The organism is Halorubrum xinjiangense, assembly GCF_900102375.1.
GTDB classification, from domain to species: domain Archaea; phylum Halobacteriota; class Halobacteria; order Halobacteriales; family Haloferacaceae; genus Halorubrum; species Halorubrum xinjiangense.
In genome coordinates, this window is the sequence record NZ_FNBO01000009.1 from 100,554 (window position 1) to 114,792 (window position 14,239).

Annotated in this window: 16 protein-coding genes and 1 tRNA gene; 7 read left to right on the forward strand and 10 right to left on the reverse strand. The window is 70.5% G+C overall.

What is annotated here, in order from left to right; genetic code table 11:
- The first annotated feature begins 6 nt into the window (after positions 1-6).
- Together F3H13_RS11205 and F3H13_RS11210 are read left to right on the forward strand one after the other, a co-directional pair.
- Positions 7-246, forward strand: a complete 240-nt coding sequence (locus F3H13_RS11205; protein WP_149799112.1) for a hypothetical protein — start codon at positions 7-9, stop codon at positions 244-246.
- A gap of 55 nt (positions 247-301) precedes the next feature.
- Positions 302-676, forward strand: coding sequence for a helix-turn-helix domain-containing protein (locus F3H13_RS11210; protein WP_149799113.1), 375 nt, complete (start codon positions 302-304; stop codon positions 674-676).
- A 29-nt stretch (positions 677-705) separates the two neighbouring features.
- Here F3H13_RS11210 and F3H13_RS11215 read toward each other — a convergent pair whose 3' ends face one another.
- Positions 706-2,829, reverse strand: coding sequence for a S9 family peptidase (locus tag F3H13_RS11215; protein WP_149799114.1), 2,124 nt, complete (start codon positions 2,827-2,829; stop codon positions 706-708).
- Between the two features lie 88 nt (positions 2,830-2,917).
- On the reverse strand, positions 2,918-3,511 hold the full coding sequence (locus F3H13_RS11220; RefSeq protein ID WP_149799115.1) for an IMP cyclohydrolase: 594 nt from the start codon (positions 3,509-3,511) through the stop codon (positions 2,918-2,920).
- 195 nt (positions 3,512-3,706) lie between these two features.
- Between F3H13_RS11220 and F3H13_RS11225 the strand changes: the two genes are divergently transcribed.
- Positions 3,707-3,779, forward strand: a tRNA-Gln gene (locus tag F3H13_RS11225).
- A 99-nt stretch (positions 3,780-3,878) separates the two neighbouring features.
- On the opposite strand, the gene cgi121 is transcribed toward F3H13_RS11225, so the two are convergent.
- From cgi121 to F3H13_RS11240, 3 genes are all read right to left on the reverse strand, one after another.
- Positions 3,879-4,511 carry a KEOPS complex subunit Cgi121 gene (gene cgi121 / locus F3H13_RS11230; protein WP_149799116.1) on the reverse strand — a complete coding sequence of 211 codons (633 nt, stop codon included), beginning with the start codon at positions 4,509-4,511 and terminating at the stop codon, positions 3,879-3,881.
- On the reverse strand, positions 4,508-6,970 hold the full coding sequence (locus F3H13_RS11235; protein ID WP_149799117.1) for an ATP-dependent DNA helicase: 2,463 nt from the start codon (positions 6,968-6,970) through the stop codon (positions 4,508-4,510). The genes cgi121 and F3H13_RS11235 overlap by 4 nt, the downstream gene beginning before the upstream one ends.
- 488 nt (positions 6,971-7,458) lie before the next feature.
- A complete protein-coding gene (locus tag F3H13_RS11240) occupies positions 7,459-8,136 on the reverse strand; it encodes a class I SAM-dependent methyltransferase (protein WP_149799118.1) in 678 nt (225 codons plus the stop codon).
- Between the two features lie 123 nt (positions 8,137-8,259).
- On the opposite strand from F3H13_RS11240, the gene F3H13_RS11245 reads away from it, so the two are divergent.
- On the forward strand, positions 8,260-8,703 hold the full coding sequence (locus F3H13_RS11245) for a DUF2391 family protein (RefSeq protein ID WP_149799119.1): 444 nt from the start codon (positions 8,260-8,262) through the stop codon (positions 8,701-8,703).
- A gap of 35 nt (positions 8,704-8,738) precedes the next feature.
- Here F3H13_RS11245 and F3H13_RS11250 read toward each other — a convergent pair whose 3' ends face one another.
- Together F3H13_RS11250 and F3H13_RS11255 are read right to left on the reverse strand one after the other, a co-directional pair.
- A complete protein-coding gene (locus tag F3H13_RS11250) occupies positions 8,739-9,314 on the reverse strand; it encodes a magnesium transporter (RefSeq protein ID WP_149799120.1) in 576 nt (191 codons plus the stop codon).
- A complete protein-coding gene (locus tag F3H13_RS11255; protein WP_149799121.1) occupies positions 9,311-9,883 on the reverse strand; it encodes a magnesium transporter in 573 nt (190 codons plus the stop codon). Before F3H13_RS11255 ends, F3H13_RS11250 begins: the two co-directional genes overlap by 4 nt.
- A gap of 208 nt (positions 9,884-10,091) precedes the next feature.
- On the opposite strand from F3H13_RS11255, the gene F3H13_RS11260 reads away from it, so the two are divergent.
- Complete coding sequence (locus F3H13_RS11260; RefSeq protein WP_149799122.1) at positions 10,092-10,670, forward strand: DUF7090 family protein; 579 nt, start codon at positions 10,092-10,094, stop codon at positions 10,668-10,670.
- Between the two features lie 47 nt (positions 10,671-10,717).
- On the opposite strand, the gene F3H13_RS11265 is transcribed toward F3H13_RS11260, so the two are convergent.
- Together F3H13_RS11265 and F3H13_RS16735 are read right to left on the reverse strand one after the other, a co-directional pair.
- Complete coding sequence (locus tag F3H13_RS11265; protein WP_149799123.1) at positions 10,718-11,635, reverse strand: DUF7089 family protein; 918 nt, start codon at positions 11,633-11,635, stop codon at positions 10,718-10,720.
- Positions 11,635-11,724, reverse strand: coding sequence for a hypothetical protein (locus F3H13_RS16735; protein WP_449405063.1), 90 nt, complete (start codon positions 11,722-11,724; stop codon positions 11,635-11,637). The genes F3H13_RS11265 and F3H13_RS16735 overlap by 1 nt, the downstream gene beginning before the upstream one ends.
- 89 nt (positions 11,725-11,813) lie before the next feature.
- Here F3H13_RS16735 and F3H13_RS11270 point away from each other — a divergent pair, with 89 nt between their 5' ends.
- Positions 11,814-12,287, forward strand: coding sequence for a hypothetical protein (locus F3H13_RS11270; RefSeq protein ID WP_149799124.1), 474 nt, complete (start codon positions 11,814-11,816; stop codon positions 12,285-12,287).
- 205 nt (positions 12,288-12,492) lie between these two features.
- Positions 12,493-12,702 (forward strand): helix-turn-helix domain-containing protein, encoded by a 210-nt coding sequence (locus F3H13_RS16665; RefSeq protein WP_149799125.1) that lies wholly within the window; start codon positions 12,493-12,495, stop codon positions 12,700-12,702.
- Between the two features lie 91 nt (positions 12,703-12,793).
- Here the strand turns inward: F3H13_RS16665 and F3H13_RS11280 are convergent, their stop codons facing one another.
- A complete protein-coding gene (locus tag F3H13_RS11280; RefSeq protein ID WP_149799126.1) occupies positions 12,794-13,975 on the reverse strand; it encodes an aspartate kinase in 1,182 nt (393 codons plus the stop codon).
- Positions 13,976-14,239 lie beyond the last annotated feature (264 nt).

The window sequence follows — 14,239 nt, forward strand, 5'->3', positions numbered from 1 at the left end:
GATCCCATGAGCGAGGTACTCCGAGTCGAGGCGGGCGAGCTGTCAGTCGACGAGCTCATCGACGCGCTCAACGACGGCAGCCGCGTCCTCGTCGACGTCGAGGTCGCCGGCGCCAGCCACGAGGTCGCCCTCCGCTACGACGGGGAGACGTACCACTGCGACACGCCGACGAACCTCCACCGGCACGCGGAGGAGTCGGGGATGCGGGGCTGTATCGACCAGATGGGGTACGCGGCGGACGAATGATCGGGTCGACCCGCCGTCGCCGGTATTTAACAGCACCGCGCGCGAATCCGCCCGCATGAGCGATCCCGAGATCGAGGACCTCGTCGGCGACACCTCCCCTTCCTTCGAACACGTCCTCTCTTGCGTCTTCGGCGTGCGCGACCACGAGAGCCGCGCGTACCTCGCGCTGTTGGAGTACCCGGGCAGCACCGTCTCGGAACTCGCCGACGCGCTCGACCGCGACCGGTCGAACGTGAACCGCTCGCTGTCGACGCTCCGGGAGAAGGGACTCGTCGAGCGCCGCCGCCGGCTGCTCGATTCCGGCGGCTACGTCTACCAGTACACCGCGATCCCGGTGCCGGAGGCCAAGCGCCGCCTCCACGACGCCCTCGACGAGTGGGTCGCGGACGTCCACGACGCCATCGACGGGTTCGAACCCCACGAGGCCTGAGTCGGGCGTGCTCAGCGACGGGGCGCCGGTCAGGCGTCCTCGTCCGGCTCCTCGCCCGCGGTCAGCCCGTCGTCCTCGGGGCGGTTGAGCGCGCGGTCGGCGTCGTGGTGATCGGAGTAGCCGTCGAACCAGCGGACGATCCGCTCGATGCGGTCGACAATATGGGCCGGCTCGCCGGACCGGGAGAGCTCGTGGCCCTCGCGGGGGTACCTGACGAACCGCGTGTCGACGCCGTTCTTGCGGAGGATCCGGTGGTACAGCTCCGCCGTACAGATCGGCGTCCGGGTGTCGTCCTCGGAGTGGATCAGGAGCGTTGGGGTGTCGACCGCGTCGGCGTGGCCGGTCGGCGACTGCTCCCAGAGCCACTCGGGCTCGTCGGACGGCACCGCGTCGAAGTCGCCCTCGACGAGCTTGTAGGCGGCGTCGGTCGAGCCGTAGAAGCCGGTGAGGTCGTAGACGCCGCGCTGGGAGACGGCCGCGCGGAAGTAGTCGGTCTGCCCGACCGCCCACGCGGTCATGAAGCCGCCGAAAGAGCCCCCGGTGACGAAGGCGTTCGACGCGTCGATCTCGGGGCGGTCGGCGACCGTCTCGACGCCTGCCATCACGTCGCGGAGGGTGACCGCGCCCCAGTCGCGCTCGATCGCTTTCATGAACTCCTCGCCGTAGCCGGTCGACCCGCGCGGGTTCGACCAGAAGACGGCGTAGCCGCGGGCCGCGAGCGTCTGGAACTCGTGCCACATCGTCCCGGCCGTCGACCACATCGCGTGCGGGCCGCCGTGGATCTCGACCGCGAGGGGGTACGGCTCGTCCCCGTCGGCGGCGTCCGCGGAATCGGCGCCAGCCTCCGCCGGCGGCGTCAGCAGCCATCCCTGGATCTCGACGCCGTCGGACTCGAAGCTGAGCTCCTCCGGCTCGCCGATCGCCCGCTCGGCGAGGTAGTCGGCGTTCAGCTCGGTCAGCCGGGTCGTCTCGTCGGCCGCGGCGTCGTAGACGAACGCGTCGCCCGGGTGGTCCCACTCGCTGGCGGCGTACGCGACGGCCACCGACTCGGGGCCCGCGCCGGCCTCGCCGCCGACGGTCGCGGCCGAGACGGTGCCGGGCCGGAGCAGGCGCTCGGGGTCGGCGCTCCCGTCGGCCGAGACGTGCCACAGCGCCGTCTTCCCCTCGTCGGGCGTCGCGAAGTAGATCGTCTCGTCGTCCGGCCCCCACTGCGGGGTCGTCCCCCGACCGAGCCCGCGGTCGAGGTCGCCGGTGAGGTCGGTGACGTCTCCGGACTCGACGTCGAGGACGCGGAGGTCCGTCGGTTGTATCGACACCTGCTCGGGCTCCGCGTGCGTGAACGCGACGCGGCCGTCCGCGGTCGCAGCGAGGTCGGCGCCCCAGCCGGTCGTGGTGTGGACGCGCTCCGCCTCGTCGGCCGCCAGATCGTGTGCGTAGATGGCGATGTCGACGGAGTCGTCCGGGTCCTCGCCGACCGCCTCGGTGTAGTACAGCGTGTCGGCGTCGCCCCACGACGGGGCGGCGAAGTCGGCGTCGCGGTCGGTGACGCGCGTGATCGCCCCCGACTCGGCCGGGTCGGGGTCGGTGACGCCCCCGACGGTCGCGTCCGCGTCGACGACGTACACGCCGGGGCGCCGGCCGTCGAAGTAGCGCTCGGCGGCGCGGTAGACGGTCCGGTCGATGACGCGCGGGTCGGGGTGGTCGTCGGGCTCGTAATCGTCCGGCACCGCGAGGTCGCGGTCGGCCTCGCGGTCGTCGGCCGTCACCGACTGGACGAACGCTATCTGCTCGCCGTCGGGCGACCACGCGACCTGCGAGACGCCGCCGACGACGTCGGTGACGCGGCGGGCCTCGCCCCCATCGAGCGGGAGGACCCACAGCTGCTGGCGGTCGTCGTCCGCCCCTCGGGTGGAGGTGAAGGCGATCCGGTCGCCGGAGGGGCTCCAGCGCGGTTCGGCGTCGGAGCCCTCGGCGAGCGTGAGTCGACGCGGGTCGCCCTCCCCCGCGGCGTCGACGAGGTACACCGTCGTCTCGTACTCTTCGTCGTCATTTGGCTGTCGGCGCACGAAGGCGACGCGGTCGCCGTCCGGCGAGATCCGGGGGTCGGACGGGACGGCGATGTCGTGGTAGTCGGCCGCGGTGACGCGCTCCATGCGCGTCAGTCGGACGGGGGAGGCAAAAGGCGTCGGGAGGCGGAAAGGCGGGCGGCCGCTTCCGGTGGCCCCCGTTCCGCTCGACCAGTCAGTCGTCGCCGTTGTCGAACGCGAGCGAGACGCCGTCGCCGTCGACGGTCGCGCCCGCGGCACAGACCGGGTGTTCGAGGTCGGCGCCGAGCAGTTCGGTCGCGACCGATTCGGCGTCGCTCGCGGTCAGGTCGTACGGCTCCGGCGAGTCCGTCTCGTAAGTCGCGACCACGGTGGGCTCGTCGACGGCCTCGACGAGCAGCGCGTCGCGGCGGACGACGCCGATCGTCGCCGCGTCGGCGCCGACGACGCCGGCGACGCGGGGCGTGTCGTAGTCGTCCTTCTCGTAGTCGAGCGCGAGCAGCGCCGACGCGAGCGCGTCGCGGGCGGGGTAGCCGCGCTCCAACTTCTCCGCGATCGGGTCGACGTGCGAGCCGTTACCGAGGGCGGCCAGCGGCTCCCCGGTCGGGGCCTCGACCGCCCGCGCGCAGTTGTACGAGACGTACGGGTTGTCGGTCTCGGGTGCGTCCGGGGTCGGGCCGACGGTGAGCGTCTCGCCGCGGTCGCGGACGCGGCGGTTCGGGAACGAGCGCGAGGAGACGCGGTAGCCGCCGATGCCGGGCGCGACGACGACGAATCGTCCGACGTACATACAGCTTCGTGCGTATTCTCTCGATTAAAGCGCGTCGATGTACGCACGAACGCGATCCCGCGAGCGGGGTTCGCCGCCGTCGCCGCCGCGGTCCTCTCGCCTCGGCGTCAGCGATGCGACGCCACCGTCAACGGATCGCACGGCGGCCGCGACGCGCAACGCTTACAAACACGTACTGGTTATCGGAGAGTGCGCAGTCCATTGGGGTAGTGGCCAATCCTGTTGCCTTCTGGGGGCAACGACCCTGGTTCGAATCCAGGATGGACTACTTTTCCGCGCCTCGCTTCGACTGGAACGGAGCGGCGTCTCCGTCTCCGGGTTTCCAGTCGAAACGAAGGGGTTCGGTCGGCGGCCCGGGAACCCGCGGTCACTTCTCGACGTCTAGCAGCGCGACGCGCTCGCGGACGATGTCGGCGAGGGTGCCGTTCGTCGCGGCGAGTTCGCGGTCGGTGACGCCGTAGAACTCGCGGACGCGACTCCCGTCGAACGCGCAGTCGAGCGCGTCGTCGTCAGGGATTTCGGTCGAATCGGTCGAATCAGTCGCGAGGTCTCGAAGCGCCTCGGCCGCCCCGTCGAGGTCGGCGGGCGGGTTGTCGGCGCGGGCGACACCGCCGAAGTCCGCGGCGAGGACGACCGCGGGGCGCTCGCCCTCCGAGACGCCGAGGTCGAGGGCACGGTCTATCTGCCTGCGTCCGGCCGCGTACAACAGGATCTCGACGCCGGGGTCGCGCGCGACCGCCTCGCCGCGAGCGACGGCACGCGCCGCGAGCCGCGCCGCCTCGCGGAGCTGCGTCGCGGAGACGATGAGGTCGGCGTCGAACGCCTGGACGACGGCGTCGGTCGCCGTGGCGATCCCGTCGAGGTCGGCGAGGAACCCGTCGAGGTCGTCGATCGTGAAGGTGCCGCGAACGAGGCGGACCGGGGGGTCGGGCGCCGGTTCTCTCTCCGCATCGGCCGTCGGCTCCGCGTCGCCGTCGGCGCCGGCCGCGGAGTCGGTCATCCGAAATCACCCAGGCTCGCCTGTCCGTCGCCGTCGCCGTCGGCGTCCGCGCCGGCGGTCGCCGCGGCGGAGGCCGAGCGGTCGGGGTCGACGCCGTCGAGCGAGGGGTCCTCGCGGCCGGCGTTCTCCAGGATGCGCTCGGCGGTGCGCTCGCGGCCGCGGAGCGCGCCCAGCACGACCGCCTTGTCGGCCTCCCGGAGATCCGCGCGGCTTTCGATGCCGGCCTCGTAGAGCCGGCGGGCGCGCTTACGGCCGACGTTGCGGACGCCGGCGAGGTCGAGCAGCTCCTCGCGGACGCCGTACTCCAGCCGCTTGCGGGCCTCCCGGACCTGAACGACGACGTCGCCGTCGATACCCTCCACGTCGCGAGCGAGCGTCTCCGCGGCCCGGAGGAGCCACTCGGCAGTGTCGACCTTGCCGCGGATGTCGCCGGGGCCGACGCCGTACCGCTCCGCGATCCGGTCTTCGTCGACCTCGTTCGCCCAGTCCTCCAGCAGGCGCGCCGTCTTCAGCGCGGCGAGCCAGTCCTCGAAGCGCACGTCCTCGTACTCGGAGGGGACGTCGCCGAGGAACTCCGTCTCGCGCTCGTAGCAGACCTCCGTGTACTCCTCGCGGTCGCCGGACTTGAGGTACAGCTCGTAGGTGTCCGGCGTCCGGCTGACGAGGTGATAGAGGCCGAGCGGGGTGACGGCGGGGGGCTCCGATTGGGTCGCTTCGTTCGACTCCGCACCGGCATCGCGCTCTTCGTCGTCCGCCCGCGTGTACGTCGTGAACCCCGGCTCGTCGCCGTCGGCGCCGGGGTCCGCGTCGGCGCCGTCCGCCGGAACGAACGCGCCGTCCGCGGCGTCGGCGCCCGCGTCCGCGCCGTCCGCCACAGTCCGGAGGCCGTCGAGTATCTCGGCCGCGCTCATCGGGTCGAGGTAGAGCCGCGAGACGGTGTGGCCGATGCCGGTGGCCGCGAGGCTCTCGCTCCCGCCCTCGCGGTCGCGGTCGACGAAGCCGTTGACCTCGAGGTAGTCGAGGACGGTGTCGGTGACCGCGGCGAGGCGCCCCTCGTCGTCGGTCTGGGTCGCGTAGAGGGTGTTATCGAGGAAGGAGAGCAGCCCCTCGCGGGTGGCGGCGAAGCCGGACGCGACCGTCGCGAGGACGTGGGTCCGGAGCGCGGGTTCGGCCGCCAGCTTCGAGCGGACCGGCTCGGCCTCGGCCCAGACGTAGCGGTCGAACAGCTCCTCGCGGGTGTCGGCGTCGTTCGCGAGCAGCACCGCCTCGCCGTAGGGGTCGAGGCCGGGGCGCCCCGCGCGGCCGCACATCTGGTGGACTTCGAGGACGTCGAGGGGTTTCATCCCGCCGAACTCGCCGTCGTAGCGGCGCCAGTCGCGGACGATCACCCGGCGCGCAGGAGTGTTGACGCCCGCCGCGAGCGTCGGCGTCGCGGAGACGCACTTGATCAGGCGGTCGCGGAACGCGTCCTCGATCAGGCTGCGGTGTTCGCTCGCGAGGCCGGCGTGGTGGAACGCCGAGCCCTGCTCGACCGCGTCCGCGAGGTCCTCGGAGGTGTCGGTGTCGGAGACGCCGCGGATCTCCTCGGCCAGTTCGCGGAGGCGGTCGCGCTCGTCGCCGGTGAGCCGCGGCGCGGTGACCTCGCCCAGCTTGCGGGCCGACGACTCCGCGTTGCGCCGGGAGTTGACGAACACGAGCGAGGAGCCGCCCTGTCCGTCCTCCTCGGTGTCTAAGGCGTCGGCGACGAGCCGCGCGGTCTGGTCTTCGCCGCGCTCGACGGGCACCTCGCGCTGGCTCCCGTCGTCGAAGTTGATCGCGTTGCCGAAGTGGACGCCCGTCCGGAGTTCGATGGGTCGCCAGTCGGACTCGACGAGCTCGGCGTCGAGCCAGTTGGCGATGACGTCGGCGTTGCCGACGGTCGCGGAGAGCGCGACCGTCTGGAGGCCGGGGTTCACCTTGCGGAGCTTCGCGAGGGTGACTTCGAGGGTGGGGCCGCGGTGCGAGTCGTCGACGAGGTGGACCTCGTCGCTGACGACGCAGGTGAGGTCGTCGATCCACGGGGCGCCGTTCCGGATGAGCGAGTCCACCTTCTCGGAGGTGGCGACGATGATGTCGCGGCTCGCGAGCCACTCGCCATCGGAGTCGTAGTTGCCCGTGGAGACGCCGACCGTGACGCCAAACTCCTCCCAGCGCTCGAACTCGGCCTTCTTCTCGCTGGCGAGCGCGCGCAGCGGAACGATGTACAGGGCCTTGCCGCCGCGCTCGATCGAGGAGAGCATCGCCAGCTCGGCGATCAGCGTCTTCCCCGAGGCGGTCGGCACGGCCGCGACGAGGCTCTCGCCGTCGACGACGCCCGCGTCGACCGCCGCCTCCTGTGGCGGGTACAGCTCCGCGACGCCCTCCGCTTCGAGCGCCTCGCCGACGCCCGCGGGGAGCCCGGAGAGCGAACTCGGTTCCATTACCGGAGTCTGGGCCCCGACCCGATTTAAACCGTCGGAAGACCGCGATGAAGGGAGACGGAGGGCGCGGCCGCGACCGCCGAAACCGAGGTACCCTTATAAATAGATCCGCGGTGGCGCGTGCCTGCGAGGCCGCATCGCGGCCGAGCAGCACGCGCGAGGGAGTCGGCCGGCCGGAGCGAAGCGGGGGCCGGCCGACGAGGCTGGGGAGGCGTGAGGTGCGGGGCTGTGCGGTCGGGGTGGGACTCAAAGGGGCAGCCGTGAGGAGGGCGCAGGCGATGTAAGCACTGGAAGGAGCGAACGAAGTGAGCGACTGAAGCGCGCAACGAGCGTGCGCCCTCCTCACGGCTGGGGCTTTGGAGGTGTTCTCCGCCGATCCGTTTTCAGTCATTTATAAATATGTGGCTGTGTCTTCGGAGACGGTCGCCGCAGCAACGAATACTTATAAAAAGAGAAACCGGGCGACGACGATCGTACATGGGTATACGTCAGGGTGCCACGCCGACCGTCAACAGCGTCCCCCACGTCCGGTAGCGGTCGACCATCGCCTCGCGTGTCTCGTACCCCTCAGTGGGAAACGCCGACGCGTCCGGAATCTCCACCTCCCGGTCCGGGATCGCGTCCTGCTCGGCGACGTACAGGCCCGCCTCGCGGAACGCCTCGCGGTACTCTCCGCGCGACCAGAGCGTCATGTCGACGGAGATGTGCTCCTGCCACGCGTGGGTCGTCTCGCTCTCCTCGAAGTAGTTGACGGCGCAGTAGAAGGTGCCGCCCGGCTTCAGCACGCGACGGACCTCTTCGAGCGTGTGGACCGGGTCGGCCGCGTAGTAGAACGCCTCCATCGAGAACACGTGGTCGAGCGAGTCGTCGGCGAACGGGAGCTCGTCGAAGTCGCCGACGAGGTAGCCGACCGCGTCATCGTCGGTGTACCCGCGGGCGTTGCGCGCCATCTCCGGGGCGCCGTCGAGGCCGTAGCCGCGCCCAATTCCCCGCTCGCGGAGCGCGCGGAGCGCGTAGCCGGAGCCGGTGCCTAAATCGAGGACGGCGTCGCCTTCCTCGGCCGGCATCCGCGCTAAGACGTGTTTCGCGGTGTGCCAGTGGCGGTCCTCCATGCCGCGGTCCTTCCCGCTCGCCGCCCACTCGTCGAACTCCTCGCGAACGCTCATACGGGCCGCGAGGGGCGGGCGGGTGAAAATGCGTTCGGAGCGGGGCGGCGGCGAAGGCTCCCACCCGTCGGCGCCGACCGCGAAGCGGCGACGTTTTATTCGCGCCGGGCGCGTGGAGGAGGTATGAAGCGGCCGAAGGGGCTCCGCCGTCCGACGTACCGGCTGGCGGACTCCGCCCAGCAGGCCGTCGGGGGGTTCCTGCTCGCCGGGCCGTTCGTCGTCACCGAGGAGGTGTGGGTGCTGGCGGCCGGCATGCACTGGATCCAGGGCGTGGCGACCGCCGGGGTCGTCGCCCTGATCGGCTATGCCGCGCTCTATCGCGCCGACACGGACCGGGACCCGGACGGCGAACAGGAGATCGCCGGCGTCCCCGCGCGGTTCCTCTCGCTGATGATCGTCGCCTTCGGGTCGGTGCTGCTGCTGGCGCTCCTCTTTGACGCGCCGGCCACGTTCCTCATCGATCAGGGAATCGCCGGGCGGGAGCTGTGGGAGACGACGCTCAAGGCCGTCGCCGTCAGCGCGGTGTTCAGCGTCGTCGGCGCGGCGACCGCCGACAGCGTGTTCTGAACGCGACCGGTTCGTATCCCGCCTTCCGCGCCGGTTCACAGCACGACCGAGACGACCGCGAAGAGGATCAACACGCCGGCGATGTCACAGAGGTTCGTCACCACGGGGATCGTCGTGTCGTCGGGGTTGAGCCCGACGCGGTAGGAGACCTCGACGGCGGCGACGCTGGCGACGACGACGAGGACGGCGAGACAGAGCCCGGAGACCAGAGAGATAAGCAGCACCCGGCCGAGCGCGAGCGACCCGCCGAGCGCGAGGCCGATCCCCCACGCGGCGATCCCCACCGCGCCGAAGACGGTCGCCGCGAGGGCGAACACCGCGCCCGCGTTCGCCCGGAGCGCGGGGTTCGAGGGGCTGAGCTCGTAGGTCCCCAGGTACAGCTGGGTGGTGAGCCGCGAGCAAGTGATCGACGCGAGGTTGCCGGCCGTGCCGATCTGGACGGGTACCAAGACGAGGAGCGCCGGGTACCGCAGAAGGACCGCCTCGTAGGTCTCAAGTACGGTCCCGGAGACGAGCTGAAGCACCGACAGCGCGGCCAGAAGCGGGATCATCGTCCGGACGATGCGCCATATCGACCACTCGTCGACGGCGGTCGACTGAGGGTCCGTCACGACACCGCCCCCACGACGGCGACCCCGACGAGGAGGAAGAACACCCCGAACACGTCCCCGAGCGTCGTGACGACCGGCCCGATGACGTTGTCGGGGTCGAGGCCGCGCCGGTAGCCGACGAAGATGACCGCGATCAGGACGGTGATCATCAGCACCGCCGAGAGGAACCCGGCGACGACCATCACGCCGACCAGCTGGAAGAGGCTCCCGCCGTCGCCGAAGAGGACGAGCGTCGCGTAGGTGACGACCGCGATGAACACGGAGACGGTCATCCCGTTGAGGAAGGAGGCCACGACCGCGTTCGTGAGCCGGCGGTCGAGCCGGAACCGCGGCTCGATGATCCCCTGGTGGAGCCCCGTCGAGAGCCGGGCGCCGAGCGAGCCGTACACCCCCCCGCGGGTGGCGAGGAACGCAGGCAGAAGGAGGAGGAGGCCGGGGACCTCCGCGATGTTCGCGCGCATGGTGTCGGAGGCGAGTATCGTCCCTGCGAACAGCCCGGCGAGCAGACTGACGCCGATCACCGGAAGCGCCTGCCGGTAGATGTCGCGCGCGGAGTCGTGCCCGGGCATCGAACGCACCGAGGGCGGGCGGGGCAAAAAAACCGACCGGCGCGGGGACGGCCGGCGCACACCTATCGGGATCTCCAGACGAAACGGTGGTGGGTCGCGGCGAAGCGGGCGCGGCGGCCGCCGCGAGCGGCGATCGACCCGACGGGGTCGGTCGGTCTCGGAGCGACCCGTCCCGCATCGTTAAGTCGGTCGGGCGATTGCCGATCCCATGGACTACACGCTCGCCGTCGAGAACGGGCCGGAAACGATACCGGGCGGGACCGGGCTCCTCCTCGTCCACCCGAGCATCGGCGAGACGGACCGGATCGACACGGACTTCTTAAAAACTGACACCGACGCCTTCCTCGTCGTCTCGACCCGGACCACCGCGCGCGAGGTCGAGCAGAAACTGGAGTACTACGACGTCGACGAGACGAAGGCGACCATCCTCGACACGCTCTCCGTCGAGCGCGGCTACTCGCGGCGCACTGCTGACGACGTCTACTACGTCTCCGCGCCGGACGACCTCGACGGGGTCGTCGACCGCGTGGAGCGGTTCCTCACCGAGAGCGATGGGAAGCGGCGCGTCTCGGTCGACTCGCTCACCGAGATGGCCTACTACGCCGACGACGACGCGGTGTACGAGGCGGCCGCCGAGATCCTCGACCTCCTCGATGAACACGACGCGGTCGGCATCTTCCACCTCTCCGAGGAGGTCCACGAGGTGGCGACGCTCGACCGGTTCCGCGACCTGTTCGACGGCGTCATCGACCTCGACGAGGACGGAAACGTCGTCGTCGACATCTGAAACGGGGTTCCGCCGCGGGTGTCCTAGTTCTCGGGGAGGGTGCTCTGTCACTCCTCGTCGCCGACGAGCGCCGCGAACGTCTTCTCCGCCCACGCGACGGCGTAGGCCGCCCCTCGGTCTCGGTAGGCCGTGGTGTCGAGCGCGCCGTACGGCGCCGGGAGGTCGAGGTCGTGTTTCACCGCCGAGCAGGCGTACTCCGTCGCGCTCGGGAACTCCGTGTCGCCGCGCGCGACCTCGCCGGAGAGGTCGCCCAGCCGACCGGAGAGCCGCTCGCCGGCGTCGATCCACGCGTCGAACAGCCGAGGGTGCTCACCCTCCCACGAGGCGAACGCGTCTCGGGTGTGGAGCCCGACCCACGCGTCGAACAGCGCGTTCGCGACCTGGAAGACGTCGGTCGGGCCGAACCCGGTCGTCGATTCGCCCGTGTCCGGGTCCGGACGGCGGATCGCCGCGTCGAGGTCGCGGTAGCGGTCGCCGAAGAAGGGGAAGAACGACTCGGGGAGCCCGGGGGAACTGCCGCCGTTCGAGGCACCACCGTTCGACGCGCCGGAGTTCGCGGCGGCGGCGTCGCCCACGACGGCACTCGGCGCCGGCTCGCAGTCGATCTGGACCAGTCGCTCGGCGACGAGGAAGGCGAGGAAGTCGTCCGGGGTCCCCTCCGCGCGCCGCTTGACGAGGACGGCCGACGGCTCGGTCTGCGTCGTCCGGACGACGGTCCCGTCGCCCGGTAACCCAATGGTGAACGCCGGCCCGGCGTGCTTCCGGAGCAGGTCCGGGACCGCCTCCGGGAGCCACTCGGCGGGGTACGACGCGGGGGCGAGCGCGTCGACGAAGAGCCCGAGATCCTCCGCGGCGGCCGGCGGGAGCGTCTCGAAGTCTGACTCGACGTCGAGGACGGGCGATCCCGGCGCGTAGCGGTCGCGGACCGCCGCGAGGTCGTCGTCGAGCGGCCGGGTCGAGAACATCAGCCGAGGACGTACGAGAGGATGATGAGCACCGAGAGGACGGCCGAGATGCCGACCGTTCCGACCACGATCTTCGTTGATTTGGACATGCGCGTCCGTGCGTCCGCCGGTCGTTAAAATCATCCGGTCCGCGGCAGGCGTGCGGCGATTTTATGTCGTCCGGCGAGAGTGCGAAGGTATGCGAGTTCGCGACGCGGTCGAGGCCGACGCCGCGGCCCTGGGGTCGATGACTGGCCGGCCCGAAGGCGTCGTCCGCGACATGATCCACGACCGGTCGGTGCGCGTCGCGGTGACCGACGGAGCGGCCGACCGCGACGGCGCCGGCGACGAGAGAGAGTCGGCGAGTCGGAGCGCCGACGACGGCGCCGACACCCCGGTCGACGCGGTCGACGGGTTCGTCGCGTTCGACGTGCGCGACGGCGTCGTCCACGTGACGAACGTCGAGGGGAGCTCCGACGCGGTCCGGCGGCTGTTCGAGGAGCCGGTTCGGTTCGGGACCCGGGAGGGGATGCCCGTCGAGGCTGTCCTCCCGACCGACGGGAGCGCCGGGAACGCGGCCGAAGCCGTCGGGTTCGCGGCGGTCGGCTCGGGGCCCCGGATCGACGGCGCGTCGACGACGCGGTACCGGTTCGACCCGGAAGAGAGCGACTGAGGGTCGGAGCGGACTGAACGCCGATCTCGGTACTCTGGTGAGATCCGTCGCTGATGACGCATTCCGGCAGGAACGCCGAGTACAGCGCACATATCACTCGACAGACTACTTCCACCGGAATGTGAATAATTAACACACTGTGTGAGAGAGGAAAAGCGGGTCGGTTGTCGTCGAGTTGCCGCTCAAGATCGGCGGGTGAGCAAACATGGGATCAAATCGCAGCTCCGAATCGGAGTTATCCGACACCCAGCAGGCACTCCTCCAGAGTGCCGTACAGAACTGTTATTTCGAAATACCACGGGGGATTTCGACAACCGAACTGGCCGAAGCGAACGGACTGTCAAGCCGGGAAGCGAGCGAGGAGATGACCCGCGCTCTCGGTATCGTCTTGCGTGACGCCGGCTTCGATGGGTGACATCCTCCCCGCCCTTCAGGGCGGGATTTTTCCCTTGTGAATTCGGCGGGATCGAATTCTAGCGCTTGAGGCGCTAAAACAGACGTTCGACTCAGTCGAACCGATCTTGAACGATTTCGAGCGCCTCCTCGCGGTCGTCCCAGTCGACGAACACCGCGACGGAGGTCGCGCTCGTGATCAGGTCGATGATGTTGATGCCGGCCTCCGCGATGGGCGCGATGATGTCCTGAATGACGCCCGACTGGTTGGGGAGCTCGCCGCCCGTGACGCGGATCACGGCGATGGGGTCGGCGACGGTGACCGAGGAGAGCGCCTCGTCGGTGACGACCGTCTCGTGGAGCAGCGCCTCGGCGGTCTCCGCGACGTCGACGTCGACGTAGAAGGTGACCGAGTCCATCCCGGAGGCGACCGCGTCGATATTGATCTCCTCGGCGCGGAGCGCGTTCGTCAGCTCGGAGAGGATCCCCGGCCGGTTGCGGATCGCCCGGCCCGCGATGGTGAGACACGCCAGCGGCTCCTCGCGCATGTCGATCAGGCTCTCGAACTCGCCTTCGATCCGGGTGCCGCCCCGGAGCAGGTCGCCGTGCTGGTAGTGGACGACCCGGACCGCGAGGTCCTCGTCCTTGTACGAGAGCGCGGAGGGCGCGACCACCTCGGCGCCGCGGAAGGAGAGGTTCCGCAGCTCGTCGACGGTGATCTGCCCGACGTTGCGCGCCCCCTCGACAACCCGCGGGTCGCCCGTCATCACGCCCTCGACGTCGGTAACGATCACGACCTCGTCGGCGTCCATGTAGTTGCCGAGCATGACCGCGGTCGTGTCCGACCCGCCACGCCCGAGCGTGGTGACGTTGCCGTCGTGGTCCTCGGCGAGGAATCCCGTGATGATCGGGACGACGCCGTCCATGTCGGCGGCGATCTCCCGCGCCCGGCGCTTCGTCTCCGCGACGTCGACCTCGCCGCGCTCGTCCGTGATGACCGGCCAGTCGGGGTGCCCGGGTTCGAGGAAGACCGCGTCGACGTCGCGGACGGATAGCGCGGCCTTCAGCATACGGACGCTGGTGCGCTCGCCCATCGAGACGATCTCCGCGCGGTCGGCGTCGTCCGTCTCGAAGGTGATGTCGTCGAGGAGATCGTCCGTTGTCGACCCCATCGCGCTCGCGACGACCGCGATCTCGTGGCCGGCCGCGACCGCGCTCGCCACCGAGTCGGCCGCGCGCTCGATCCGGTCCCCGCTTCCGAGGCTCGTGCCGCCGAACTTCGCGACTACGCGCATGCGGCTACCCCGTTGCGAGTCCGGGACGGTCGGTCGCTGGCGGACGGTCGCGCCGGTCGCTTTCCGGCGGGTTGTCGGCGGCGAGCGGGCGAAACGGCGCGGTCCGGACCGAGGCCGGAGTCCCGGCTCGGTCGACGGCGATCGGTAAACATGCGACTCCGTAGCGGAGGAAGCCGGATAACAGTATCTTCTTCGACAAGGGTCGCCCGAATCACAGAACCGCACGAAGTGGCGGCCGCGAGGGGATGAAAACGGAACGAACGA